Origin of the sequence: Stenotrophomonas sp. MYb238 (assembly GCF_009496535.1) — a bacterium.
Taxonomy (GTDB): Bacteria; Pseudomonadota; Gammaproteobacteria; order Xanthomonadales; family Xanthomonadaceae; genus Stenotrophomonas.
Map to the genome: position 1 here is coordinate 34,218 of NZ_WIDL01000009.1, position 23,517 is coordinate 57,734.

A 23,517-nucleotide genomic window follows, 5' to 3' on the forward strand; every position below is an offset into this window, starting at 1 on the left:
GCGGAGCCCGGCTGACGACGGGCAAAGCGTCATGCGGCCGCGCCGTCCGCCTTCACGGCCATGCCGGCGGCGGCTCCTGATCGCTTGGGGCCAGCCGCCATGCTCCTATCGGAGACATCGCCGGAACGGAGCATGGAGGGAGATATCCCCGGGATACGCCACGCGCATCTCGTTTCCGACATGGCGGAACATCCGCATGCCGAACCGGTCGGCAAACGGCGCCCCGGCCGTCATCCGCCCCGAAGCATGGAAAACATCGGACAGCGGCAGGTCGCGCATCCGTCCCACCCGGCGCAGCGCGGCGCAGCGCGGCGCGGCACAGGATCGCCCCGAAGTCGGCGAGCCCGCTTTCCAGCGCACGCATCAGGTCCGCATCTTCAAGCCAGGACGCAAGGCCGGGCCGTCGCGCCGCGACGGCTCAGCCGCCGCAACCGCCGCAGCATTCCGAAGGCACGCGCTCCAGCTGCGCGGCGGAGATCGGCAGCCCGCCGCGGCCCAGTGCCGGCAGCAGGCTGTGTTCGTCCAGCAGGGTCGAGATGCGCAGCACCCGGCTGAGCGGCTCGATGTCCAGCAGGACGGAAGGATCGGCATCCTGCAGCGCGTCTTCCAGCACCTGCAGGTCCGGCGCCGTGCCGGACAGGGAAATCCTGAATTGCGTCATCGACATGCTCCCGGGGCGATGCACGCGACCGGATGCCCGCCCCGCGGCCGTCCCGGCGGCGGGCGACCGTGCCCGCCCGCCGATACTGCGTGCCCGCAGCGGCGTCCGCCCTGACCGGGGTCAAGCCGCCGTGCGACCGCGCGGTCGGCGGCTCAGCCGCCGGCCACCAGCGCGTCGTCGAGCGCTGTGGCGCGCTGCCAGGCCGGACGCGCGCGCAGGCGTGCACCGTAGTCGGCGAAGGCCGGCCGCTCGGGCAGGGTCTTGAACATCATGCCCCACAGCACCTGGCTGCCCAGGTAGACATCGGCGGCGCTGAAACGTTCGCCAAGCAGCCACGGCGCGGCGCCGGCGACGGCCTTCTCCAGCGTGTCGACCATCTGGTCGAAACTGCCGTAGCCCACCAGGCCCGCCTTTTCCGGCGGCGCCAGCAGGCCCAGCGCCTTGGCGCTGGCCGCCGCCTCGACCGGGCCGGCGGCGAAGAACAGCCAGCGGAAGTAACTGCCGCGCAGCGGGTCGTCCAGCGCCGGCGCCAGCCCGGCCCGCGGGAAGACATCGGCCAGGTAGCTGCAGATGGCGGCGGCCTCGGTGACCGCCACGCCGCGATGGACGATGGCCGGCACCTTGCCCATGGGATTGATGGCCAGGTAATCGGCCGACTTCATGCCCTCGCCGTAGCCCAGCACTTCGGTGCGGTAGGGCTGGCCCGTCTCTTCCAGCATCCAGCGCACGATGCGGCCGCGCGACTGCGGGTGGGTATAGAAGACGATCTCGTCCGCGGTGTTGCCCATGCGCCTGACTCCGGGAAAGGAGCCGGCAGTCTAGCAACGCGGCCGACGCCGCATCAGTAGGCGAACTCGCCGAACACCGGATCGACGCTGCCGTTCCAGGCACCGTGGAACAGGTCCAGTTTGCGCTCGGCGGCGGTCCTGCCGGAATCGACGATCTCCTGCAGCACGTCGAGGAAACGCGTCTCGTCCTGGCCGTCGCCGTTGAGCGCGGCGCGGCGGCGCAGGCCTTCGCGCGAGATCTCCAGCGCGCGCCGCGCCAGGTCGCGCACGCTGCCGCCGCGGAACGGCAGGTTCATCGCCTGCCGCGGCACGCCGTCGCGCAGCGCATGGCGCTCGGCCAGGCTGAAATCCCGGACCAGGTCCCAGGCCGCGTCCAGCGCCGCGTCGTCGTACAGCAGGCCCACCCAGAACGCAGGAAGGGCGCAGATGCGGCTCCACGGGCCGCTGTCGGCGCCGCGCATCTCCAGGTATTTCTTCAGCCGCACTTCCGGGAAGGCGGTGGTCATGTGGTCGGACCAGTCGCGCAGCGTCGGCAGCGCGCCGGGCAGCACATCCAGCTCGCCCTTGAGGAACCTGCGGAACGACTTGCCGCTGGCATCGACATAGACGCCATCGCGGTAGGAGAAATACATCGGCACGTCGAGCAGGTAGTCGACGTAGCGCTCGTAGCCGAAGCCGTCCTCGAACACGAAGTCGAGCATGCCGGTGCGGCCGGCGTCGGTGTCGGTCCAGATGTGCGAGCGGTAGCTGAGGTAGCCGTTGGGCCTGCCCTCGGTGAACGGCGAGTCGGCGAACAGCGCGGTGGCGACCGGCTGCAGCGCCAGCGACACGCGGAACTTCTTCACCATGTCCGCCTCGGAGGCGTAGTCCAGGTTGACCTGGACGGTGCTGGTGCGGGTCATCATGTCCAGGCCGAGCGAGCCGACCTTGGGCATGTACTCGCGCATGATGCGGTAGCGGCCCTTGGGCATCCACGGCATGTCCGCGCGCGCCCATTTCGGCTGGAAACCCATGCCGAGGAAACCCAGCCGCAGCTCGCCGGCCACCTGCGCGACCTCGTTGAGGTGGGTACCGGTTTCCACGCAGGTCTGGTGGATGGTTTCCAGCGCCGCGCCGGACAGCTCCAGCTGCCCCGCCGGCTCCAGCGTCACCGAGGCGCCGTCGCGCAGCAGGGCGATGGTGTTGCCGTTCTCCTGCACCGGTTCCCAGCCGAAGCGGGTCAGCCCGGTCAGCAGCGCCTGGATGCCGCGCTCGCCCTCGAAGGTCGGCGGGCGCAGGTCGTCCAGGCGGAACCCGAACTTCTCGTGCTCGGTGCCGATGCGCCACTGCGGGCGCGGCTTCTCGCCGGAGGCGAGCGCCTCCACCAGCTGCGAGCGGTCGGTAATGGGCGTATCGGCGACGTGGCTGGGGCTCGACAAGGGCTGGCTCGCAGTGGACTGGCTGGAGAAATAGGGGGCTGCCCCCGGCATCACGGGAACCGGCCCGCGATCCGTCGCGCTCGTCCCGCCTCCCGCACGGCCGGCAATGCACGCGTATCGATACGCCGCGCTTGCTGCGCTCCGCCACGGGCCGCCGGCCCTCGCTCACGATGGATCGCGAACAGCTTCCGAGCGCGCACTATATCGCGGCGCCTCTTTCCGGCATGTCGCGGTGACGGTTTTCAGCATCCCACCGGCAGCGACTTGACCCTGGTTCGCAGCCGCGGCTGCGAGTCATTCCAGCTATGGCCGACCGGCCGCCCTACACTGGCGGCCATGAAACGCCCCCTGCACAAGGAAGTACACCGCTCCGATCGCGTCGGCTGGCTGCGCGCGGCCGTGCTCGGCGCCAACGACGGCATCGTCTCCGTCGCCGGGCTGGTGGTCGGCATCGCCGCCAGCGGCGCGCCGGCCTCGACCGTACTGGCCACCGGCGTGGCCGGCACGGTCGCCGGCGCGATGTCGATGGCCGCCGGCGAGTACGTATCCGTGCAGTCGCAGGCCGACACCGAGCATGCCGACCTGGCGCTCGAACGCCGCGAGCTGCACGAGGATCCGCATACCGAGTTGGAGGAACTGGCCGGCATCTACCGGCGCCGCGGGCTGACGCCCGAACTCGCGCACCAGGTGGCGGTGCAGCTCACCGCCCACGATGCGCTCGCCGCGCACGCGCGCGACGAACTGGGCATCACCGAGGAACTGCGCGCGCGGCCGTTGCAGGCGGCCGTGGCGTCGGCGGGCGCCTTCGTCGCCGGCGCGGCATTGCCTGTGACGACCGCCCTGTTCGCGCCGCACGCGCACGTGGCGCAGATCACCACCGCCTCCACCCTGGCCGGGCTGTGCATCACCGGCGCCATGGCCGCCCAGGCCGGCGGCGCGCCGCGCCTGCGCGGCGCGCTGCGGGTGATGTTCTGGGGCGCGCTGGCGATGGGCGCGGCGGCGGCCATCGGCAACCTGTTCGATACCCACCTCGCCGGCTGATGGCGCTCCTGCCGGCGGCGACCGCTTCCCTGCTCGCGGAACTGGCCACGCTGGCCGACTGCCAGCGCGCCGACGGCTATGCCTGCATCACCGCGCGACGCGGGCATGGCGCATCGTCGGTGGAAATCCCGCAGCCGCAGTTCGCCATCCTGCTGCAGGGACGCAAGCAGGCGCGCACCGCGCGGCAGGCGCTGGAGTTCGCGCCCGGCGACCTGTTCCTGGTCACCCGCCGCTGCCGGATCGACGTGGTCAACCTGCCCGATCCGCACAGCGGCCTCTACCTCAGCGCCATCGTGCCGCTGTGCGCCGAGGCGCTGTCCGCCGCGCGCACGTTGTGGAGCGGGCCGCTGCCGGACGCGGGCGAGGCGATGGCGCGGCTGCCGCTGGCCGACCATGGCGCGCACCTGCTGCAGTGGCGGCGGGCGCTGGAAAGCGGCGACTACACCGGCGCGCGGTTGGCGCTGGCCGCCCTGACCGTGGCCTTCTGCCGGCTGGGCCATGGCAGCCTGCTGGTCCCGCCCGAGCCGGGCCTGGGCGAACGCATCCGCGACCTCGTCGCCGCGCAGCCGGCACGCCACTGGCAATCGCGCGATTTCGAGCAGCACCTGGGCATCAGCGGCGCCACCCTGCGCCGGCGCCTGGCCGGCGAACGGCTCGGCCTGCGCGAACTGGTGGGCGATGCGCGCCTGGCGCATGCGATGCAGCTGCTCTACACCACGCGCCTGCCGTTGAAGACGGTGGCCGCGCGGGTGGGCTACCGCTCGCTGGCCAGCTTCAACCGGCGCTTCATGGAGCGCTACGGCATGGAGCCGTCGGCCATCGGCAACAGCTGAGGCCGCGGTGAGCGGATCGCGCCGCATTGCGAGCGGACCGCGCACGCACGCCGCGGCAGCATGACCGCTCCGCGGCAGCGCCGCCCTTCCGGGAACTCCCCATGCCCCGCATTCCCCTGCGTCCCCTGGCCATCGTCCTGCTGCTGGCGGCCGGTACCGCGCACGCCCGCACGTCCCACGTCCCGCACCAGCAGGTGCCCGGCATCTACCACCAGCAGATCGGCGACCTGCAGGTCACCGCCCTGTTCGACGGGACCGTCGCCCTGCCACGGCAGGCGCTGACCGGGCTGGATGCCGGCGCGGTCACGCGCCTGCTCGAACAGGGCTACGTCCCCGAGGATGGCAAGGGCCTGCAGACTGCGGTCAACGCCTACCTGGTGCAGCGCGGCGAACACCTGACCCTGGTCGATACCGGTGCCGCGCAGTGCTTCGGCCCCGGCCTCGGGCAGGTCCTGGGCAATCTGCGTGCGGCCGGCTACGACCCGGCCGACGTGGACGACGTACTGCTGACCCACGCCCATCCGGACCACCTGTGCGGGCTGCTCGACGCCCAAGGCGAGGCCGCGTTCGCCAACGCGACCGTGTGGTTGTCGCAGGCCGACGCCGCCTACTGGCTGGACCCGGCCAGCGAAGCGGGCGCGCCGCAGCCGCTGCGCTTCGCCTTCCCGATGGCGCGCAGCGCGGTGGCGCCCTACGCGGCGGCCGGGCGCCTGCGACATTTCGCCGCAGGCGATGCGCTGCCCGCCGGCGTCACCGCGCTGGACAGCCACGGCCATACGCCGGGCCACGTTTCCTGGAAGATCGACAGCGGCGATGGCCGGCAACTGCTGGTGTGGGGCGACGTCGTGCACTTCCATGCGGTGCAGTTCGCGCAGCCCGACGCCAGCTACGAAGCCGACAGCGACCGCGCCGCGGCCATCGCCAGCCGCCGCCGGATGATGGCCGACGCGGCGGCGGGCCGATGGTGGGTGGCCGGCGCGCACCTGCCGTTCCCCGGAATCGGCCACGTGCGCCGCGAAGGCGAGGCGTTCGCCTGGGTACCGGGCGAGTTCTCGCCGCTGATGTGACAGGCCATCGCTCCGCGCCGACGTCCCGCGGTTTGCGCCGCAAACCGCGGACCGCGCCCTGAATTAGGTAGCTTCGGTCACGCACGCCAATGCCGGCCTGCGGGGCCGGCATCTGCAGAATGTGGGAATGGGAGGCCGCCGGCCGGTCGCCGGCGTTACAGGCCCAGCCAGCCGCCGATCACCGCGCGGGCCTCGTCCACGCCCTGCTTCGACTCGCCGGAGAAGGCCTGCACGCTCACCGAGTCGCCGAACGCGTCGGCCAGATCCTTGCGCACCTTCTGCAGGGTCTGCGCCTGCTGGCCGCGGCCGAGCTTGTCGGCCTTGGTCAGCAGCGCGTGCGCCGGCAGGCCGCGCTGCACCGCGTAGGCCAGCATCTGCCGGTCGTAGTCCTTGAGCGGGTGGCGGATGTCCATCACCACGATGAGCCCCTTGAGCGCGTCGCGGGTGCGGAAATAGTTGTCGATGAAGGCCTGCCAGTGCGCCTGCAGTTCCTGCGGCACCTTGGCGTAGCCGTAGCCGGGCAGGTCGACGAGGTGCGCCTCGGGCGTGACCTGGAAGAACACCAGCTGCTGGGTGCGGCCGGGGGTCTTGGAGACGCGGGCCAGCGCGTTCTGGCGGGTCAGCGCGTTGAGCGCGCTGGACTTGCCGGCGTTGGAGCGGCCGGCGAACGCCACTTCGGCGCCCTCGTCCGCCGGCAGTTGCCGGGCGTTGTGGGCGGAAAGCAGGTAGCGGGCGCGTTCTAGGAGCTGTGACATGGGCATAGGATCGCATGCCCGGGGCTTCCCCGCCCGCCCCGTGCGTTGACCCTGCCATGAAACGGCGTGGATAATCCGGTCGATGCCGGCGCGGACCCGCCCGGCCCGTTCCACACGGAGCTTCTGCATGCGCCACGCTCGTGTCTTAGCCGTTTCTGCCCTCGCCATCCCGCTGATCGCCGTCGTCGCTTTCGCGCAGAGTTCGGTCACGCCCGTGCCGGACAACGCGCCGGTGCAGACCGCGCCGCTGGAAATCGACCTCAGCAAGACCATGCCTGGCGACGCCGAGGCCGGCGAGGGCAAGGCGCAGGCCTGCGCCGCCTGCCATGGCGCCGACGGCAACTCCGCCATCGAGATGTACCCGCGGCTGGCCGGCCAGAGCGAGCGCTACATCGCCCGCCAGCTGGCGCTGATCGCCGGCGGCCAGCGCACCGAGGGTGCGGTCGCCGTCATGCTGCCGTTCGTGCAGGGCATGACCGCGCAGGACATGCGCGACATCGGCGCCTTCTTCGCCGGGCAGAAGTCCGGCGCCGGCGTGGCCGACGACATGGCCGTGGCCGACGGCCCGTACGCGGGCATGAAGTTCTACGAGATCGGGCAGAAGCTGTACCGCAGCGGCGACGCCAGCCGCGAGATCCCGGCCTGCATGGCCTGCCACGGCCCGACCGGCGCCGGCAACCCCGGTCCGTCCTACCCGCATATCGGCGGGCAGCATGCCGGTTATGTCGCCCAGCGCCTGCAGCACTACCAGGCCGGCCAGACCCACGAAACCGATCCCTCGCAGTTCCGGATCATGGCCCAGGTGGCGAGCCGGCTGACCGAGCAGGAGATCCAGGCGCTGTCCAGCTACGTGCAGGGCCTGCACGCCCGGGCCGACGACATGGGCGTGGCCTCGGCGCCCTCCCAGCCCTGACGGTGCCGGTCGCCGCGGCGACGCACCCCGTTCCCCGGATACGCCGACCCCAGCGGTCGGCGTCTCTGTTTCCAGTCTGGAGACTCCCGATGAAGCATTTCCCGCGCCTGTTCCTCCTGCTGCTGGCCCTGCTGCCGCTGGCCGCCTGCGCCGCCGACACCGCCGCGCCCGTGGAAGGACGCGACTATGAACTGATCGCCGAGCCCGGCCCGTTCGCGCCGCTGGCGGGGAAGATCGAGGTGGTCGAGGTGTTCGGCTATCCCTGCATCCACTGCGCCCATTTCGAGCCGCTGCTGGAAACCTGGGTCGCCAAGCTGCCGGCCGACGTGCGCTTCACCGCGGTGCCGGGCGCCTTCGGCGGCCACTGGGACGCCTACGCGCGCGCCTTCTACGCCGCCGAGCAGACCGGCGTGCTCAAGCGCAGCCACGCCGACGTGTTCAAGGCCCTGCACGAACAGCGCAGCCTGCCGATGCAGAACGTGTCGCCGCAGGAGCTGGCGACCTTCTACGCCGGTTACGGCGTGCAGCCGCAGCGCTACATCGATGCGTTGCGCAGCGACCAGGTCGACGAAAAGGTGAAGGCCGCGCGCGCCTTCGCGGTGCGCGTCAGGGTTCCGGGCACGCCGGCGCTGATCGTCAACGGCAAGTACCTGGTCAAGGGCCGCAGCTTCGAGGACCAGCTGCGCATCGCCGGCGCGCTGGTGGAGCGCGAGCGCGCCGCCGCCCGCCGTCGCTGAACCCGTACCGGAGCGTTCCGCGGACCGGTTCAGCCGCTGCCGTACATCGATGTCATCATGCGTCCGGCCGCCGCCGCAGGCGGCCCGACGACCCGACGAATTCCCGCTGGAGATCCACCGATGAAGATCCGTTTCGTACTGGCCCTGACGGCCCTGCTCCCGCTGATGGTGGCCTGCAAGGCGCAGGACGGCTCCGCCGACGCCGTGGCGCCCGCCGCCGGACAACCGGCCGCCAGCGCCGCCGACGCCGCGCCCGCCCCGGCTGCCGAAGCCGAGGGCGCCACCGCCGCACCGGCGCCCACAGGCGAGGAAGCCGCCGCCGAACCGGCCGCCGACAACACCCCGGTGCCGGCGCAGGCCCGCCTGGTCGGCCCCGAGCCGGTGGCCGGCACCGACTATGTCGTCATCGAAGGCGGCCAGCCGATCCAGCCAGCGACCGGCAAGATCGAAGTGGCCGAGGTGTTCGGCTATGTCTGCCCGGCCTGCGCCCGCTTCCAGCCGCTGATCGGGCCGTGGAAGGCCGGCCTGCCGTCGGACGTCAGCTTCGTCTACGTGCCGGCCATGTTCGGCAGCATGTGGGACGACTACGGCCGCGCCTTCTATGCCGCCGAGGCGCTGGGCGTGCAGGAGAAGACCCACGACGCGCTGTACTCGGCCATCCACGTCGAGCATTCGCTCAAGGGCGAGCTGGGCCGCGACTCGGTCGAGGACATCGCCAACTTCTACGGCAAGTACGGCGTGAACCCGAAGACCTTCGCCGACACCATGGGCAGCTTCTCGGTGGTGGCCAAGACCAACCGCGCCAAGCAGTTCGCCCAGCGCAGCAAGATCGGTGGCACGCCGTCGCTGATCGTCGCCGGCAAGTACCTGGTCAAGGGCAAGAGCTACGACGACATGCTGCGCATCGCCGACCACCTGATCGCACGCGAACGCGCCGCCAACGCCAAGTAAGGTATGAAGGGCCTCGTCCCCGAGGCCCTTGTTCCATCGCCGTGAAATCTACCCATACCCTGCGTCTGCTGACGGCCAACATCCAGGCCGGCTCCAGCACGCGCCGCTACAGCGACTACGTGACCCGCAGCTGGTCGCACGCGCTGCCGTCGGGCAGCAAGCGCTCCAGCCTGGACGCCATCGCCAGGCTGGCCAGCGGCCGCGACATCGTCGGCCTGCAGGAGGCCGATCCCGGCAGCCTGCGTTCGGGCTTCACCAACCAGACCCACTACCTGGCCCAGCGCGCCGGCTTCAACTACTGGAGCCACCAGCCCAACCGGCGCATGGGCGGCGTGGCCTCCAGCGCCAACGGCCTGCTCAGCAAGCTGGAACCGGTGGAAGTGCAGGACCACGCCCTGCCCGGCCGCATCGGCGGCCGCGGCGTGCTGCTGGCGCGCTTCGGCGACGGCCGCGAGGGGCTGACGGTGGCGGTGGCGCACCTGTCGCTGGGCGTGGGCTCGCGCATGTCGCAGCTGGACTTCATCGCCGAACTGCTCAGCGACTACCCCAACGCGGTGCTGATGGGCGATTTCAACTGCAAGGCCGAGCGCCCGGAAATGCAGGTGCTCTACCGCAAGACCCGGCTGCAGCCGCCGGGCTGCCTGGTGCCGACCTTCCCCAGCTGGCGCCCGGACCGGGCCATCGACCACATCCTGGTCAGCGACAGCCTGCGCACTCTCGAGACCGGTGCCGTCGCCGCTGCCCACTCGGACCACCTGGCGGTGGAAATGCAGGTCGAAGTGCCGGGCGACAGCCTGCGTTAGCCGGTGCGGGCGCTGCCGCCGCGGGGTTGCAATGCGATCTCCGGGGCGCGGCCTCACGCTCTCCATGCCCTGCCGCTTCGCGGCCGCCCTGACTCAGGGCATGAAACCGTGCGATCGCCGGCCAGCGGCCGGCGCTGCCCTCACGTCACCACGGCGGCGGGTGCCGGCGTCGACCGGCGCGCGGTCGCCGCGCTGCCCACCGACGCCAGCACGGTGCAGGCGATCGCCAGCCATTGCAGCCCGCCCAGCCGTTCGTGCAGCAGCAGCAGCGCCCACAGCGCGGCCACCGCCGGTTCCATGCTGATCAGGATGCCGAAGGTTTCCTTGGGCAGGCGCTTGAGCGCCATCATCTCCAGCGACATCGGGATCGCGCTGGACACCACCGCCACCACCAGCCCGGCCAGCAGGATCGACGGCTGCAGCAGCGCCGTGCCGGCATGGGCGATGCCGACCGGCACCACCACCAGCGCCGCGGCCGCCAGCCCCAGCGAGACCGAATGGCCGGCGTGCAGGTGCCCGGCGCGTTTGCCGAACACGATGTACAGGGCCCAGCAGGCCGCGGCACCCAGCGCATACAGCACGCCCGCCGCGTCCAGTGCCGGCCCGCCGGCCAACGGCAGCAACAGCAGCAGCCCGGCCACCGCGCAGCCGACCCACAGGAAATCGATCGGCCGCCGCGAGGACAGCATCGCCACCGTCAGCGGGCCGGTGAACTCGATGGCCACCGCGATCCCGAACGGGATCGTGCGCAGCGCCATGTAGAACAGCAGGTTCATCAGGCCCAGCGTCAGGCCGTAGCGCAGGATCGCCGCGCCGTCGGCGCGGCTGGTATGCCAGCGCCACGGCCGCCACAGCAGCAGCAGGAACAGCGCCGAGAAACCCACGCGCAGCGCGCTGGTGCCCTGGGCGCCGATCAGCGGGAAGAGATGTTTGGCGTAGGAGGTGCCGATGGCCAGCGAAGTCACCGAGCCGAGCACCGCCAGCGCCGGCAACAGCGGCGCGAATCGGGAAGTCTGCATGCACGTAGTGTATTGCGCCGGCGGCCCGCGGCCGCGCCCGGCGCAGCGCTTTCCGTGGCGGCCGCTGCGCCCGGTGGCCGCCGTCGTGGTCGGCAGCGGCATGACGGGCCGCCCGCGGCAGCAGGCGGCCCGCCAGGGAAGGACTCAGCGCAGGAAGGCGATGCGTTCGATGTGCGCGTTGTCCGCGGCCGCCAGGACCTTGGCCATCGTGTCGTACTCGGCGTCGGGGCTGGCGTCGATGCGCAGTTCCGGCAGGTTGCCGGCATGCAGCCGGGCCTGCTCCTGCAGGCGCACCTGCAGCGCCGCGACCGGCAACGTCTGGCCGTTCCAGGTGAGCTGGTTGGCCGCATCCACCCGCAGTTCGATCGGCGGCGGCGGGTCCACGCGCTGCACCGGGGTGGTGGTGCGCTGCGGCAGGTCCACCGGAATCGGCCAGGACACCAGCGGCGCGGTGACGATGAAGATGATCAGCAGCACCAGCATCACATCCACCAGCGGCGTGACGTTGATGTCGGCGATCGGTCCGGAACTTCCTGCTGCACTGAATGCCATGGTCCGCTCCTTCGGCGAGGCGGTGCGCCTCGCCATCGACACTACGCCGCGCCCGCGACCGCCCGGTGTGCGCATCGAGCCGGCGTTCAGTCGCGGTTTCGGCACGCGTTCATGCGCGAGCCGGCATCGCCGCGATGGTGTTGACGGTGGCCCGGCTATGCTTTCCCGCATGAAACGAACGACCTGCCTGCTGCCCCTCGCCGCGTCCCTGTTGCTGGCCTGCACCGGTACCGGCGCGCAGACCCTGGACGCCCAGCGTTCCGCCATGCGCATGGCCATCGACAACGCCGAACGCGGCCAGTTCGACGCCGCCGCGACCGCCGGCCTGCGCAACCATCCGCTGTACGGTTGGCTCGAATACAGCGCGCTGCGCCGCGGCATCGACACCGTGGACACCGCGAAGGCGCTGGATTTCCTCAAGCGCTACCAGGGCCAAGCCGTGGCCGACGCATTCCGCGCCGTGTGGTTGCCGGCGCTGGCACGGCGCCAGGACTGGCCGACGCTGCTGGCCAACTGGCAGCCGAGCAGCGACCCCGGCCTGCAGTGCGCCGAACTCAATGCACGCCTGGCCACCGGCAAGGCCGATGCGAAATGGAGCAGCGACGCGCAGGCGCTGTGGCGCCGCAGCGGCAAGTCCCTGCCCGATGCCTGCGATCCGGTGTTCGCCGGCCTGGCCGACCGCGGCGGGCTGACGCCGGCGGTGCGCTGGGAGCGCATCGACGCCGCCGCCGATGCCCAGCAACCCGGCGTGATGCGCGCGGCCGCGCGCGGATTGCCCACCGCCGAACTGGCGCAGGCCAACGACTACGCCGCCTTCGTCGACAAGCCCGACGCGCGCGCCCTGAAGTGGCCGAAGACCGAACGCAGCCGCCGCATCGTCACCGACGGCCTGGCGAAGCTGGCACGGACCGATCCCGATGCCGCCGAGCGGCAACTGCCACAGTACGCGCAGGCGCTGGGCCTGGACGCCGCGCAGCAGGCGCAGGTGCGCTACCAGATCGCGCTGTGGACGGTGGCGTCCTACCTGCCGGATTCGGCGCGGCGACTGGCCGCGGTGCCGGAATCGGCCTACGACGAACGCCTGCACGAATGGCGCGCGCGCGAGGCGATGGCGCGCGGCGACTGGCCTTCGGCGCTGGCCGCGATCCGCGCGATGCCCGCCAGCCAGCGCGGCGATTCGCGCTGGCGCTGGTTCGAGGCGCGCCTGCTGGAAAAAACCGGCAAGGCCGCCGAAGCGGTGTCGCTCTATCGCGCCGCCGCGGCCGAACCCACCTTCCACGGCTTCCTCGCCGCCGACAAGCTGCGGCAGCCGTACGCGCTGTGTCCCTGGAATCCCGGCGACGGCGCGCAGGCGCGCGCGGCCGTGGCGCGCGACCCGGCGCTGGTGCGGGCGCTGGAGCTGTTCCGCATCGACCGCGCGGCCTGGGCGACGCGCGAATGGGCCGACGCGCTGTCGCGCTTTGACGACACCCAGCGCCGGCTGGCCGTGGAAGTGGCCAGCGAAGGCGGCTGGTTCGACCGCGCGGTATTCGGCCTGAAGGGGGCGCAGGAAATGCGCCTGTACGCGCTGCGCTTCCCCCTCCACCACGACGACGCGATCCGCCGCGAAGCCGCGCGCAACGCGCTGGATCCGGCCTGGGTCGCGGCCGAGATCCGCGCCGAGAGCGTCTTCAACCCGAATGCGCGCTCGCCGGCCAACGCCATGGGCCTGATGCAGGTGCTGCCGGCCACCGGCGCGGACGTGGCCAAGCGCATCGGCCTGTCCGGCTACGGCGGCGCGGCCAGCCTGTACGACGCGGACACCAACATCGCCATCGGCAGCGCCTACCTGCGGCAGCTGCTGGACAAGTACGACGGCCTGCCCTACGTGACCATCGCCGCCTACAACGCCGGGCCCACGCCGACCGCGCGCTGGCAGTCGCAGCGCCCCGGCTTCGATCCGGATTTCTGGATCGAGACCATCAGCTACAAGGAAACCCGCGAGTACGTCGCGCGCGTGCTGGCCTTCAGCGTGATCTACGACTGGCGCCTGGGCGGCGACGCGCTGCCGCTGAGCGACCGCATGCGCGGGCAGCGAGCGGACACGCGCAAGAAGTTCGCCTGCCCGGCCGGATAAGGGCCGGGCACCCGCTCCCCGTAGGAGCGACTTCAGTCGCGAGGGGCTCTACCGGTGAAGCCCCATCGCGACTGAAGTCGCTCCTACGGGAGGGCAACAGCCTCCGCTTCCGGCATCATTCCCGCATGAAGACCTATCTCGTAGGCGGCGCGATCCGCGATGAACTGCTCGACCTGCCGCACGGCGACCGCGACTGGGTCGTGGTCGGCGCCACCCCGCAGCGCATGCTCGACGCCGGCTACAAGCCGGTGGGCCGCGACTTCCCCGTATTCCTGCATCCGCACAGCGGCGAGGAACACGCGCTGGCGCGCACCGAGCGCAAGAGCGGGCGCGGCTACCGCGGCTTCGTGGTCGACGCCGATCCGTCGGTGACGCTGGAGCAGGACCTGCAGCGCCGCGACTTCACCGTCAACGCCATCGCCCGCGACGGCGACACCGGCGAACTGGTCGACCCTTGGGGCGGCGTGCGCGACATCCAGGCGCGCGTGCTGCGCCACGTCGGCCCGGCCTTCGTCGAGGACCCGCTGCGGGTGCTGCGCGCGGCGCGGTTCATGGCGCGCCTGGCGCCGCTGGGCTTCACCCTGGCCGCGGAAACCGGTGCGCTGATGCGGGAAATCGCCGCCAGCGGCGAACTGGACGCGCTGGTGCCCGAGCGCATCTGGCAGGAACTGCGCAAGGCGCTGCGCGCGCCGCGCCCTTCCGCGTTCCTGCGCACGCTGCACGACACCGGTGCGCTGGCGCCGATCCTGCCGGAACTGGAAGCGCTGTACGGCGTGCCGCAGCGCGCAGAGTTCCATCCGGAAGTGGACACCGGCACGCACCAGGAAATGGTCAGCGACATGGCCGCGCGGCTGGCGCCGGGCGACGACCTGGTCGGCTTCGCCGCGCTCACCCACGACCTGGGCAAGGCGCTCACGCCGGCCGACCAGCTGCCGCGCCACGTCATGCACGAGCAGCGTGGACTGAAGCCGCTGGCCGCGCTGTGCGAGCGCCTGAAGATTCCCGCCGACCACCGCCAGCTGGCCGAGGCGGTGTGCCGCGAACACCTCAACGTGCACCGCATCGACGAACTGCGCGATGCCACGGTGCTGGAACTGATCCAGCGCTGCGACGGCTTCCGCCGTCCCGAACGCATCGCGCAGATGGCGCTGGCCTGCGAATGCGACAAGCGCGGCCGGCTCGGCTTCGAGGACAGCGACTACCCGCAGCGCGCCACGCTGCTGCGCCTGCATGCCGCCGCGCTGGCGGTCAACGCACGCGACCTCGCCGCCGGGGACCTGAGCGGCCCGGCGGTGGGCGAAGCCCTGAAGAAGGCACGGATCGAAGCGATCGGCACGGCGCGCCGGGCATAGGGAAAACCGCTCAGGGGACGGTTTTCCACGACGGCCGCGCGCCTGGCCCTGCATTTCCCGTCGGATTCCCGCCACAGGCGGGCTGCGCCAGCAGCCATGCCTGCGCCAGCCGCATCGCGTCGGCGCGCTGCGCCGCGGTGACATCGGGAACGATGCGGCTGCCGCCGCCGATGCCGTTGCGGTCCTTCATCACCGTGCCGGTCAGCAGCAGGGTGCTGCCATCGACCAGCGTCACCGGCACGTTCCCGGTGGAATAGCCCATGGTCGGCGTGCCGAAACTGCGGCTGTGCGGTCGCCCGCGAAACGCCAGCACGATGGCCTCGCCGGAACTGGCGGTGCGGCCGGACTGGAGCACCGCGACCGGCGCGTCCGGCCTGCGCGGGCGACGGGCCGTATCGTCTGGTGCCAGTCTCGGCGCATCGCCCACCCATACCGCGCCCTCCCGGTACCGCCAGGGCTGCAGCGCGGCACCGTCGAAGAAATGCCCGACGACGTCCGGCCCATCGGCGCGGCCGCGCAGCAACGGGCCCACGCCCAGCAGCATCGGCCACATGTTGCCGCCGGTGTTGTCGCCCAGGTCCACGATCCAGCCGCAGCGGCTGCCATCGTCCTGGCGCCAGAGGAGGTCCTGCAGGCGTTGCGCCTCTTGCCGCTCGGCGGCCCGCTGCTGCTCGCGCGGGAGTCCGGGGTCGGGCAGGTAGGGAGCAACGCGGATCAGACCGAGCCGGGCGTCGATCGGATGAGCCTGCGGCCCTTCGGTGGCAGCGGCGGCCGGAGCCATGCCCGGCCCCGCTGCCCGCTTCCGGTATCCCTCGCGCACCTCTTCGGCCGACATCCACCCGCCATGGCCGGCGGTCGCGCGGTTGATGGCATCGGACAGCAACCTGCGCTGCCGGTCCGGATCGTCGGTGGCAGCAAGATCGCGGCGCAGCACCGCCCAGTCGACCCGGTCGCGATACAGCGCCTTGTGCTCCAGGAGGCCCAGCATCTGCTCCCGCGCCGGCAACGACGGCACCGGGGTCGCCGCGGCCGGCAGGGCCAGCAGCATCGCCGCCAGCGTGGTCCACACCATCACACCGTTCTGCTTCCTGCGCATCGTGGTTTCCCTCCCCTGGATCGGATCGGTGCAGGATAGAACGGATCCCTTGCCCTGCACGCGCGCCTAGATCTTCAGATAGATCCGCCGCCGGTCCAGCCACCACATCGGCAGCCACCAGACCGCGACGAAGGCGATCGCCATCGCCAGCGAAGCGGCCTGCGCGCCGGCCAGCGGCGTGATCCAGCGGTCGAACACGTTGCCGTACAGCCAGCCCCAGCTGCCGGTGCCGAGCATCGCCAGCACCATCACCCCGGAACCGGCGTAGGCGGTGATGGCGTTGGCGCCGAAGCGCCGGCCCAGCGGCGGCCATTGCACGCGGTCGATGAGCATGTGCGCCAGCCACAGCGCACCCAACGCCCAACCGGATGTCCACAGCACGTAGGACGGCGTCCACAGGTTCTTGTTGAGCGGTTGCCAGGTGGACCACAGCGCGCCCAGCGCCAGCAGCGCGGCGGCGGCCAGCAGCAGGCGCGCCGGGCGGCCGCTGCGCAGCAGCGCGCCGGCCCGCAGGCCGATCAGGGTCGAGGCCAGCGCACCCAGTGTGGAAAGCAGTCCTTCGGGATCGTGCCCCAGCCCGGTGGCGGCGTCGTACTTGTAGGCCATGTCGCCGAACAGGACGGTGTCCACGCGGCTGGGCAGGTTGTGCCAGGGCTCCAGCGTGCCGCCCGCCGCCAGCAGCGCCGCGTATCCGCCCAGCAACAGCAGCAGGCAGGCACGCTGCGCGTTCGCGCGCAGCCAGATCGCCATCGTGCCGACGACGGCGAAGCACACGCCGATGCGCTGCAGCACGCCCAGCGGCCGGTAATGCGCCAGGTCCAGCCACCACCACGCCAGCAGGTGCAGCAGCATGCCCAGGCCAACGATGCGCAGCGCGCGCACCAGCACGGTGCGGGTCAAGGCGGCGCGGTCAGCGCCCTGTTCGACGCGCGGCACCACGCCCAGCGCGATCGACACCCCGACGATCACCAGGAAGAACGGGAACACCAGGTCGGTGGGCGTGCAACCGTTCCATTGCGCGTGTTCCAGCGGCGCGTAGACATGGCTCCACGTACCCGGGTTGTTGACCAGCAGCATGGCCGCCACGGTGATGCCGCGCAGGGCGTCGACCGAGGCGTAGCGGGCGGGTACATGGCTGGATGGGGAACTGGTCATCGAGGGTGTCCCGTGCGATCAGGTGTCAGAGGCTGATGGCGATGCGTTGAGAAGCGATTGACCGGCCCTTCCGGCTGTTGAAAACCACTTCCACTTTCATGGGAACAACGGGCCGAAGCGTGTTGCTCTGCTGTTGCTGTTGCTGTTGCTGTTGCTGTTGCCCATGATTTTGACCTTCCGGGATTCCGTCCGCAGCGACGGAGCCGATGGACAAGATCCCATAGGGGCAACGTGCATGGATGCACGTCCTTTTCGACACGACAGGGGCAAACCGGAAAGCGGCGAAGCGCTGCTCCGCCTCGGTGAGCGGCTGGCGCCGTTAGGCGACTGTCCCGGCCCCAGCTGCATCGCAGCCGGGTCGTGTCGAAAAATAATCCCATCGGCGGAGTGGACCCGGCGCGCACGGCGCGTCGGGCGGGGACGCAGGCGGTGCTTGACCAGCCATCCGGCAGTTGAAAAGCACCGCTTTTGGTTACTTTTCTTTGCACGAGCAAAGATGCGCCTTTTCAACAGCCGGATGGCTGGTCAACGTGACCCGCTCCTGCAGGCAGGAGTGAAAGCTTTCGCCTTGCTTTCCTCTCAAGGGAGGAAAACCAGGCAGATTCCACGACGTTCAAATTCCGCCGGACCCGGCTCTCCTCCCTGTGGAGGACGTGACCCGCACGCGTTCTCAAAACAACGGCGAGCGCATGAAACAAAGGCTCACTCCCGCTGACCCGCAATCCAGGTGGCCTGCACCTGCAAGGCATCGTCCAGCAGCACGAAATCCGCCTGGTAGCCCGCCGCGATATGCCCATAGCGGTCGTCCAGGCGCAGGAACTGCGCGGGATAGGTCGAGGCCATGCGCGCGGCTTCGGCCAGCGGCAACCCGAGCAGGTCCACGGTGTTGCGCACGGCGGTGGCCATGTCCAGCGCCGAGCCGGCCAGCGAGCCGGCGGCATTGCGCACCACGCCGTCGACGGCGGTGATGACCTCGCCGTACAGCTCGAACGAGGGATCGTCCGCGCCGACCATCGGCATCGCGTCGGTCACCAGCAGCACCTTGCCGCGCGGCTTGGCGGCCAGCGCCACGCGCAGGCTGCCCGGGTGCACGTGCACGCCGTCGACGATCACCCCGCACCAGCTGTGCGGGTCCTCCAGCGCCGCGCCGACCACGCCGGGCTCGCGCCCCTGCAGCGGGGTCATCGCGTTGTACAGGTGGGTGAAGCCGGTGATGCCCGCATCCAGCCCGGCGCGGGTTTCCTCGTAGCTGCCGGCAGTGTGGCCGGCGCAAACGATGGCGCCGCTGCCGACCATCGCCCTGATGGTCGCGACGGGCACCCGTTCCGGCGCCAGCGTGATCAGGGTGACGCCGTTGTCGAGCGAAGTGACCATCGCCACCTCGTCCGGCCCCGGCACGCGGAACTTGCCGGCGTCGTGCGTGCCCTTGCGCGCCGGCGCGATGTACGGCCCTTCCAGATGGATGCCGAGGATGCCGGGCACGCCTTCGGCGATGGCCTGGCGCACCGCGGCGATGGCCTGCGCCATCACTGCCGCGTCGTCGCTGATCAGCGTCGGCATCATGCCGGTGGTGCCGAAGCGGCGGTGCCCGCGCATCATCGCGCGCAGGGCGTCCACGTCCGGCGTGTTGTTGAGCAGCGCGCCGCCACCGCCGTTGACCTGCACGTCGATGAACCCCGGCAGCAGCCAGCCGCCGCCGAGGTCGTGCCGCGGTACGCCGGCCGGCAGCGAGTCCTCGGGCAGGACGGCGGCCACCCTGCCGTCCTGCACCAGCACCGCATGGCCGGAGTGGAAGTCGTCGTTGCCCAGGACGCGGGCGTTGGTCAATGCGTAGCTGGTCATCTTTCCGTTTCCGGGTTGCCTCCCGCTGTCAAGGCCAGCGGGAAGGCTGGGAATGCAAAGCCCCTCTCCCACCGGGGCGAGAAGGCACGGCTTGCGCGCCACTGGCGCGCGTGCCCTGGAGCGCCCACGCCGCTGGCGTGGGCCGGGGCGCGGAGCGGGGGGTGGGAAAAGGGTCGGGCGAAGCCTCCGCCATGCCTGGACACACGCGGCTTCATCCCTGCCCTCATCCGCCCCTTCGGGGCACCTTCTCCCAGAGGGAGAAGGGAAAAGCTCTCTCCTCTCCCGCAGTGCGGGAAGGAAAACCCGTCAAACCGTCTCGGTCACCTTGTTCAGATGCGGCGGCAGATCCGGATTATGGCCCCGGCGCAGCGCCAGCGCATTGATCGCGCGGTAGAAGCTCTGCACCGTCAGCAACGGCGCGCACAGTGGATGCGGCGCGGCCGCGACCGGCAGGTTGCCGCCCTCGCCGGCCAGCCACACGCGCGCGCCGCGCGCGGCGAACTCGTCGGCCAGCGCACGCGTGCCGGCGCCGGTCTCGTCGGGCTGGGCGAAGGCCAGCACCGGGAAATCCCGGCCCACCAGCGCCATCGGCCCGTGCTTGACCTCGGCCGAGCTGTAGCCCTCGGCGTGCAGGCCGCAGGTTTCCTTGAACTTCAGCGCCGCCTCCTGCGCCGCGGCCAGGCCGGGACCGCGGCCGACCACGAACAGGTTGTGCGCATCGACCAGCCCGTCGGTCAGCAGGCTCCAGTCGCACTGCCAGGCCGCGGTCAGGGCACCGGGCAGCGCGGCAAGCGCGGCGATCAGGGTCGGGTCGTCGCGCCAGTACGCGCAAAGCTGCAGGATCGCGGCCAGCGAGGCGAGGTAGCTCTTGGTCGCGGCCACGCTGCGCTCGGCGCCGGCGCCCAGCGGGATCACCGTGTCGGCGAGCTGGGCCAGCGGCGAATCCTCGACGTTGACCAGCGCCACCACGCGTGCGCCCGCGGCCTTGGCCGCCTCGGCGTTGCGCAGCAGGTCCGGGCTCTTGCCCGACTGCGAGATCACCAGGTACAGGGCGTCCTGCAGCTTCTGCGTGGCCTCGTAGACCGAGCCCACCGAAGGCGAGGCCGAGGCGGTCACCACGCCCAGCCGCGTCTCGAACAGGTACTTGGCGTAGGTGGCGGCGTGGTCGGAACTGCCGCGCGCGCAGGTCACCACGAACGGCGGCGGGTTCCGCCGCAGGTCGGCGGCCAGCGCCTGCACCACGTCATGGTTGCGCGCGAACTGCGCGGCGATCACAGAGGCGCTGGAAGCGGCCTCGTTGAACATCAGGGTTTCGGTCTCGCTGGGCAACATGGGGCATTCACTCGGAAAGATCGGGGGAAATGGACGGCGGCCGCAGCGGCTGCTGGCGCAGCGGCGCGGTGGAGCCGCGCACCACCAGCTGCGGCACGAAGCCCTGGTTCTGCAGCTGCACCGGGTTGTCCTCGTAGGCGTCGGTGCGCAGCTGGCTGATCAGCAGGCGCGCGGCATGCCGGGCGATGTCGCCGGTGGCCTGCTTGGCGGTGGTCAGCGCCGGCCACGACTGGCGCGAGAACGGGCTGTCCTCGAAGCCGGCGATGGACAGGTCGTAGGGCACGTTCAGCCCGGCCGAGTTGGCCGCGGCCAGCACGCCGGCGGCGATCTCGTCGTTGGAGCCGAAGATCGCGGTCGGCGGTTCGCGCAGCGCCAGCAGGCGGCGCGCGCCGCGGAAGCCGTCGTCGAAGGTGTAGTCGCCCGGGATGACGAGGTGCTTGTCCAGGCTGATGCCGTAGTCCTTCAGCGCCGCCTCGTAGCCGGCGTAGCGCTCGCCGCTCGAGCGGTGCTCCGGGCCGCCCCACAGGAAACCGATGCGCTGGTGGCCGAGCTGGATCAGGTGCTCGGTGATCTCGTAGGCGGCGTCGCGGTCGTCCACGAACACGCAGGCGCCGTCGGCCGGATCCTCGGTGGCAGCGATGATGCGCACCGTCTTGATGCCGCGCGCGTTGAGCGCGGCCACCAGCTCCGGGCGCTCGGACATCGGCGCGGTCAGCACCAGCCCGGCCAGGCGCGAACGCTGCACCCAGTCGGCCAGTTCCTCGGCCAGCATCGGCGAGGTCGAGTCGCAGGGATGGATCTGCAGGCCGAAGCCGGTCTCGCGGCAGGCCGACAGCACGCCGTTCTGCACGCCGATGATGTGGTACGGGTTCGGGTTGTCGTACACCAGTCCGATCACGAAGGTGGTGTTGCTGCGCAGGTTGCGCGCGGACGGGTCCGGCTCGTAGTCCAGTTCGGCGACCGCGCGCAGCACCCGCGCGCGGGTGGCCTGCATCACCGACGGCTCGTTGTTGATGACCCGCGATACCGTCTTGAGCGAGACCTTCGCCCGCTCGGCGACGTCCTTGATGGTGGGCCTGCGCATGACGGTTTCCTGCCTGGACTGACTGTCCGCCATGATGCTCGATTCAGCCGCCATGCGCGCGACCCGCACGCTGCCCGCTGACAGCGAAGTACAGGATGTACAGGTAGCACGGCACCATCAGCGCGGCGAATACCAGCTGGAAATCGAAGTGCTGCTTGAGCACCGCGAACGCCTGCGGAATGATCGCGCCGCCGGCGATGCCCATGACCAGCAGGGCCGAGCCGGTCTGGGTGAAGCGCCCCAGGCCGCGGATCGCCAGCGGGAAGATCGCCGGCCACATCATCGCGTTGGCGAAGCCCAGCGCGGCCACGAAGCCCACCGAGACGTAGCCGTGGGTGAAATAGGCGCCCAGGCTGAACACCACGCCGAGCACCGCCGACACCGCCAGCCAGCGCTCCTGCGAGATGAAGCGCGGGATCAGCACCAGCCCGACCAGGTAGCCGACCAGCATCGCCGTCAGCGTATAGGAGGTGAACAGCTTGGTCTGGTCCAGCGGCAGGTCGAAACCATGGCCATAGGTACCGATGGCGTCGCCGGCCATCACTTCCACGCCGACATAGACGAACAGGCACAACACGCCCAGCCACAGGTGCGGGAACTGGAAGACGCTGCGCTTTTCCGGCGCGCCGCCCGCGGCCCCGGCATTGGCCTCGGCCGCGCGCACTTCCGGCAGCGGCGAGAACAGCACGCCCACCGCCACCAGCAGCAGGACGCCGGCGATGACCATGTACGGCGTGTGGATCTTGGCGGCGAAATCGTTGAGCAGCTGCGCCTTGGTCGCCGCATCGGCGACCTTCACCTGTGCGTCCAGGTCGCCGATGCCGTGCAGCACCAGCGAACCGATCACGATCGGCGCGAGGATGCCGGCGACCTTGTTGCAGATGCCCATCAGCGCGATGCGCTGGGCCGCGCCCTCGATCGGGCCGAGGATGGAGATGTACGGGTTGACCGCCGTCTGCAGCAGCGCCATGCCGCCGCCGATCACGAACAGCCCCCCCAGCGCGCCGGCGAACCAGCGTTGCGTCGCGAACTGTCCGAACAGCATGGCGCCCACCGCCATCACCGCCAGGCTCAGCGCGAGGCCTTTCTTCATGCCGGTGCGGTTGAGGATCACCGAGGCCGGCAGGGCCAGGAAGAAATAGGACAGGTAGAACACCATCAACACCAGGAACGCCGACACCTCGCTGACCTCGAAGGCCAGCTTGACGAAGGTGATGAGCGGCCCGTTGATCCAGGTACAGAACCCGAGGATGAAGAACAGGCCGCCGACGATGGCGATCGAGGACGCCATGCCGGTGCGCGGCGTGGAAGCGGGAACAGCGGACATTGGCAAGGCTCCTGCAGCTGCGAGAGGGACGGCTCACGCCGACCGGTGGTAACTGGGAACAACGTTGTCACATTTATTGTTTGGCGCCGGCGGGTTTGTCAACAACGCGTGCATGCGCGCGGCGGCAACGGGAACGGCACGGGCGCGGCGGAGCCATGACGCTCAACGCCTTTGCCCTGCAAACGCAGGATTCACCGGGCACCTGCTTTCGAATGCAACAAAAAGCCAGGGGCCGTCGCTGCGCAGAATGTCGCTGCGGCGCAGCATCGAAAGTTTCAATTATCCGTTGACATCGTTGTCAGAACGATTACAGACTCGGCCCCCGATGGCGCCTGACGGGCGCTCCCCAACGCCATAGGGAAACCGAGTGACCGCTGCCGCCCCCACACTGCAGACCTTCCCGCTCGACAGTGCGTCGCGGCCGTTCCTCGCCGCGGATGTGGGCGGCACGCACGTGCGCCTCGGGCTGATCCGCGCCGGCAGCGGCGAAGGCGCGGCGATCGAGGTCCTGTCCTACCGCAAGTACCGCTGCGCCGACCACGCCAGCCTGAGCGCGATCCTTTCCGATTTCGTCCGCCACCATCCGCCGGTGGAGCATTGCGTCATCGCCACCGCCGGCTACGCGCTGGCCGACGGCACCGTGATCTCGGCCAACCTGCCCTGGCCGCTGTCGGC

22 protein-coding genes are annotated in these 23,517 nt (G+C 70.8%); 10 read left to right on the forward strand and 12 right to left on the reverse strand.

Translation table 11 applies throughout. The annotated features are described in order from the left end of the window. Positions 1 to 418 precede the first annotated feature (418 nt). From CQ393_RS07855 to CQ393_RS07865, 3 genes are all read right to left on the reverse strand, one after another. Positions 419 to 661: a hypothetical protein gene (locus CQ393_RS07855; RefSeq protein ID WP_153191005.1), complete on the reverse strand. Its 243-nt coding sequence runs from the start codon at positions 659 to 661 to the stop codon at positions 419 to 421. A 152-nt stretch (positions 662 to 813) separates the two neighbouring features. After that, positions 814 to 1,449: a glutathione S-transferase family protein gene (locus CQ393_RS07860; protein ID WP_153191006.1), complete on the reverse strand. Its 636-nt coding sequence runs from the start codon at positions 1,447 to 1,449 to the stop codon at positions 814 to 816. A 53-nt stretch (positions 1,450 to 1,502) separates the two neighbouring features. After that, positions 1,503 to 2,918: a glutamate--cysteine ligase gene (locus tag CQ393_RS07865; protein ID WP_306767953.1), complete on the reverse strand. Its 1,416-nt coding sequence runs from the start codon at positions 2,916 to 2,918 to the stop codon at positions 1,503 to 1,505. A gap of 285 nt (positions 2,919 to 3,203) precedes the next feature. Between CQ393_RS07865 and CQ393_RS07870 the strand changes: the two genes are divergently transcribed. From CQ393_RS07870 to CQ393_RS07880, 3 genes are all read left to right on the forward strand, one after another. Then, positions 3,204 to 3,908 (forward strand): VIT family protein, encoded by a 705-nt coding sequence (locus CQ393_RS07870; RefSeq protein ID WP_153191007.1) that lies wholly within the window; start codon positions 3,204 to 3,206, stop codon positions 3,906 to 3,908. Next, positions 3,908 to 4,741 carry a helix-turn-helix transcriptional regulator gene (locus CQ393_RS07875; RefSeq protein ID WP_153191008.1) on the forward strand — a complete coding sequence of 278 codons (834 nt, stop codon included), beginning with the start codon at positions 3,908 to 3,910 and terminating at the stop codon, positions 4,739 to 4,741. Before CQ393_RS07870 ends, CQ393_RS07875 begins: the two co-directional genes overlap by 1 nt. A gap of 101 nt (positions 4,742 to 4,842) precedes the next feature. Continuing rightward, positions 4,843 to 5,808, forward strand: a complete 966-nt coding sequence (locus CQ393_RS07880) for an MBL fold metallo-hydrolase (protein WP_153191009.1) — start codon at positions 4,843 to 4,845, stop codon at positions 5,806 to 5,808. Positions 5,809 to 5,963: 155 nt separating this feature from the next. Here CQ393_RS07880 and yihA read toward each other — a convergent pair whose 3' ends face one another. Further along, positions 5,964 to 6,563: a ribosome biogenesis GTP-binding protein YihA/YsxC gene (yihA, locus tag CQ393_RS07885; RefSeq protein ID WP_153191010.1), complete on the reverse strand. Its 600-nt coding sequence runs from the start codon at positions 6,561 to 6,563 to the stop codon at positions 5,964 to 5,966. Positions 6,564 to 6,690: 127 nt separating this feature from the next. Between yihA and CQ393_RS07890 the strand changes: the two genes are divergently transcribed. From CQ393_RS07890 to CQ393_RS07905, 4 genes are all read left to right on the forward strand, one after another. Then, positions 6,691 to 7,476 carry a c-type cytochrome gene (locus tag CQ393_RS07890; RefSeq protein ID WP_153191011.1) on the forward strand — a complete coding sequence of 262 codons (786 nt, stop codon included), beginning with the start codon at positions 6,691 to 6,693 and terminating at the stop codon, positions 7,474 to 7,476. An 89-nt stretch (positions 7,477 to 7,565) separates the two neighbouring features. Continuing rightward, positions 7,566 to 8,213, forward strand: a complete 648-nt coding sequence (locus CQ393_RS07895; RefSeq protein ID WP_153191012.1) for a thiol:disulfide interchange protein DsbA/DsbL — start codon at positions 7,566 to 7,568, stop codon at positions 8,211 to 8,213. A 120-nt stretch (positions 8,214 to 8,333) separates the two neighbouring features. Beyond that, positions 8,334 to 9,164, forward strand: a complete 831-nt coding sequence (locus tag CQ393_RS07900; protein WP_153191013.1) for a thiol:disulfide interchange protein DsbA/DsbL — start codon at positions 8,334 to 8,336, stop codon at positions 9,162 to 9,164. A gap of 65 nt (positions 9,165 to 9,229) precedes the next feature. Then, complete coding sequence (locus tag CQ393_RS07905) at positions 9,230 to 9,967, forward strand: endonuclease/exonuclease/phosphatase family protein (protein ID WP_153191101.1); 738 nt, start codon at positions 9,230 to 9,232, stop codon at positions 9,965 to 9,967. Between the two features lie 140 nt (positions 9,968 to 10,107). Here the strand turns inward: CQ393_RS07905 and CQ393_RS07910 are convergent, their stop codons facing one another. Both CQ393_RS07910 and CQ393_RS07915 read right to left on the reverse strand, forming a co-directional pair. Continuing rightward, entirely contained in the window at positions 10,108 to 10,986 is an 879-nt protein-coding gene (locus CQ393_RS07910; protein ID WP_153191014.1) for an EamA family transporter, read from the reverse strand. Between the two features lie 144 nt (positions 10,987 to 11,130). Further along, complete coding sequence (locus CQ393_RS07915) at positions 11,131 to 11,538, reverse strand: biopolymer transporter ExbD (RefSeq protein ID WP_153191015.1); 408 nt, start codon at positions 11,536 to 11,538, stop codon at positions 11,131 to 11,133. A 169-nt stretch (positions 11,539 to 11,707) separates the two neighbouring features. Between CQ393_RS07915 and CQ393_RS07920 the strand changes: the two genes are divergently transcribed. Then, the gene (locus tag CQ393_RS07920) at positions 11,708 to 13,654 is read left to right on the forward strand and encodes a transglycosylase SLT domain-containing protein (RefSeq protein ID WP_153191016.1); all 1,947 of its coding nucleotides are present in this window, start codon (positions 11,708 to 11,710) and stop codon (positions 13,652 to 13,654) included. Between the two features lie 125 nt (positions 13,655 to 13,779). Then, a complete protein-coding gene (locus tag CQ393_RS07925; protein ID WP_153191017.1) occupies positions 13,780 to 15,006 on the forward strand; it encodes a multifunctional CCA addition/repair protein in 1,227 nt (408 codons plus the stop codon). A 10-nt stretch (positions 15,007 to 15,016) separates the two neighbouring features. Here the strand turns inward: CQ393_RS07925 and CQ393_RS07930 are convergent, their stop codons facing one another. From CQ393_RS07930 to CQ393_RS07955, 6 genes are all read right to left on the reverse strand, one after another. Next, on the reverse strand, positions 15,017 to 16,162 hold the full coding sequence (locus tag CQ393_RS07930; protein WP_153191018.1) for a S41 family peptidase: 1,146 nt from the start codon (positions 16,160 to 16,162) through the stop codon (positions 15,017 to 15,019). 6 nt (positions 16,163 to 16,168) lie between these two features. Beyond that, a complete protein-coding gene (locus tag CQ393_RS07935; RefSeq protein ID WP_153191019.1) occupies positions 16,169 to 17,257 on the reverse strand; it encodes a heparan-alpha-glucosaminide N-acetyltransferase domain-containing protein in 1,089 nt (362 codons plus the stop codon). Between the two features lie 702 nt (positions 17,258 to 17,959). Further along, positions 17,960 to 19,099, reverse strand: coding sequence for an N-acetylglucosamine-6-phosphate deacetylase (gene nagA, locus CQ393_RS07940; RefSeq protein WP_153191020.1), 1,140 nt, complete (start codon positions 19,097 to 19,099; stop codon positions 17,960 to 17,962). A 306-nt stretch (positions 19,100 to 19,405) separates the two neighbouring features. Then, positions 19,406 to 20,431, reverse strand: coding sequence for an SIS domain-containing protein (locus CQ393_RS07945; RefSeq protein WP_153191021.1), 1,026 nt, complete (start codon positions 20,429 to 20,431; stop codon positions 19,406 to 19,408). Between the two features lie 7 nt (positions 20,432 to 20,438). Next, complete coding sequence (locus CQ393_RS07950; RefSeq protein WP_055772642.1) at positions 20,439 to 21,515, reverse strand: LacI family DNA-binding transcriptional regulator; 1,077 nt, start codon at positions 21,513 to 21,515, stop codon at positions 20,439 to 20,441. A gap of 43 nt (positions 21,516 to 21,558) precedes the next feature. After that, on the reverse strand, positions 21,559 to 22,842 hold the full coding sequence (locus CQ393_RS07955; protein WP_153191022.1) for a sugar MFS transporter: 1,284 nt from the start codon (positions 22,840 to 22,842) through the stop codon (positions 21,559 to 21,561). 367 nt (positions 22,843 to 23,209) lie between these two features. Here CQ393_RS07955 and CQ393_RS07960 point away from each other — a divergent pair. Then, on the forward strand, positions 23,210 to 23,517 hold a 308-nt coding region (locus tag CQ393_RS07960), incomplete at its 3' end, for a glucokinase (RefSeq protein ID WP_343199836.1).

Excerpts from the sequence above, each read along its gene's own strand:
- CQ393_RS07855 (WP_153191005.1), bottom strand. The coding sequence starts at position 661 with ATGACGCAATTCAGGATTTCCCTGTCCGGCACGGCGCCGGACCTGCAG.
- CQ393_RS07860 (WP_153191006.1), bottom strand. The coding sequence starts at position 1,449 with ATGGGCAACACCGCGGACGAGATCGTCTTCTATACCCACCCGCAGTCG.
- CQ393_RS07865 (WP_306767953.1), bottom strand. The coding sequence starts at position 2,918 with ATGCCGGGGGCAGCCCCCTATTTCTCCAGCCAGTCCACTGCGAGCCAG.
- CQ393_RS07870 (WP_153191007.1), top strand. The coding sequence starts at position 3,204 with ATGAAACGCCCCCTGCACAAGGAAGTACACCGCTCCGATCGCGTCGGC.
- CQ393_RS07875 (WP_153191008.1), top strand. The coding sequence starts at position 3,908 with ATGGCGCTCCTGCCGGCGGCGACCGCTTCCCTGCTCGCGGAACTGGCC.
- CQ393_RS07880 (WP_153191009.1), top strand. The coding sequence starts at position 4,843 with ATGCCCCGCATTCCCCTGCGTCCCCTGGCCATCGTCCTGCTGCTGGCG.
- yihA (WP_153191010.1), bottom strand. The coding sequence starts at position 6,563 with ATGTCACAGCTCCTAGAACGCGCCCGCTACCTGCTTTCCGCCCACAAC.
- CQ393_RS07890 (WP_153191011.1), top strand. The coding sequence starts at position 6,691 with ATGCGCCACGCTCGTGTCTTAGCCGTTTCTGCCCTCGCCATCCCGCTG.
- CQ393_RS07895 (WP_153191012.1), top strand. The coding sequence starts at position 7,566 with ATGAAGCATTTCCCGCGCCTGTTCCTCCTGCTGCTGGCCCTGCTGCCG.
- CQ393_RS07900 (WP_153191013.1), top strand. The coding sequence starts at position 8,334 with ATGAAGATCCGTTTCGTACTGGCCCTGACGGCCCTGCTCCCGCTGATG.
- CQ393_RS07910 (WP_153191014.1), bottom strand. The coding sequence starts at position 10,986 with ATGCAGACTTCCCGATTCGCGCCGCTGTTGCCGGCGCTGGCGGTGCTC.
- CQ393_RS07915 (WP_153191015.1), bottom strand. The coding sequence starts at position 11,538 with ATGGCATTCAGTGCAGCAGGAAGTTCCGGACCGATCGCCGACATCAAC.
- CQ393_RS07920 (WP_153191016.1), top strand. The coding sequence starts at position 11,708 with ATGAAACGAACGACCTGCCTGCTGCCCCTCGCCGCGTCCCTGTTGCTG.
- CQ393_RS07925 (WP_153191017.1), top strand. The coding sequence starts at position 13,780 with ATGAAGACCTATCTCGTAGGCGGCGCGATCCGCGATGAACTGCTCGAC.
- CQ393_RS07935 (WP_153191019.1), bottom strand. The coding sequence starts at position 17,257 with ATGACCAGTTCCCCATCCAGCCATGTACCCGCCCGCTACGCCTCGGTC.
- nagA (WP_153191020.1), bottom strand. The coding sequence starts at position 19,099 with ATGACCAGCTACGCATTGACCAACGCCCGCGTCCTGGGCAACGACGAC.
- CQ393_RS07945 (WP_153191021.1), bottom strand. The coding sequence starts at position 20,431 with ATGTTGCCCAGCGAGACCGAAACCCTGATGTTCAACGAGGCCGCTTCC.
- CQ393_RS07950 (WP_055772642.1), bottom strand. The coding sequence starts at position 21,515 with ATGCGCAGGCCCACCATCAAGGACGTCGCCGAGCGGGCGAAGGTCTCG.
- CQ393_RS07955 (WP_153191022.1), bottom strand. The coding sequence starts at position 22,842 with ATGTCCGCTGTTCCCGCTTCCACGCCGCGCACCGGCATGGCGTCCTCG.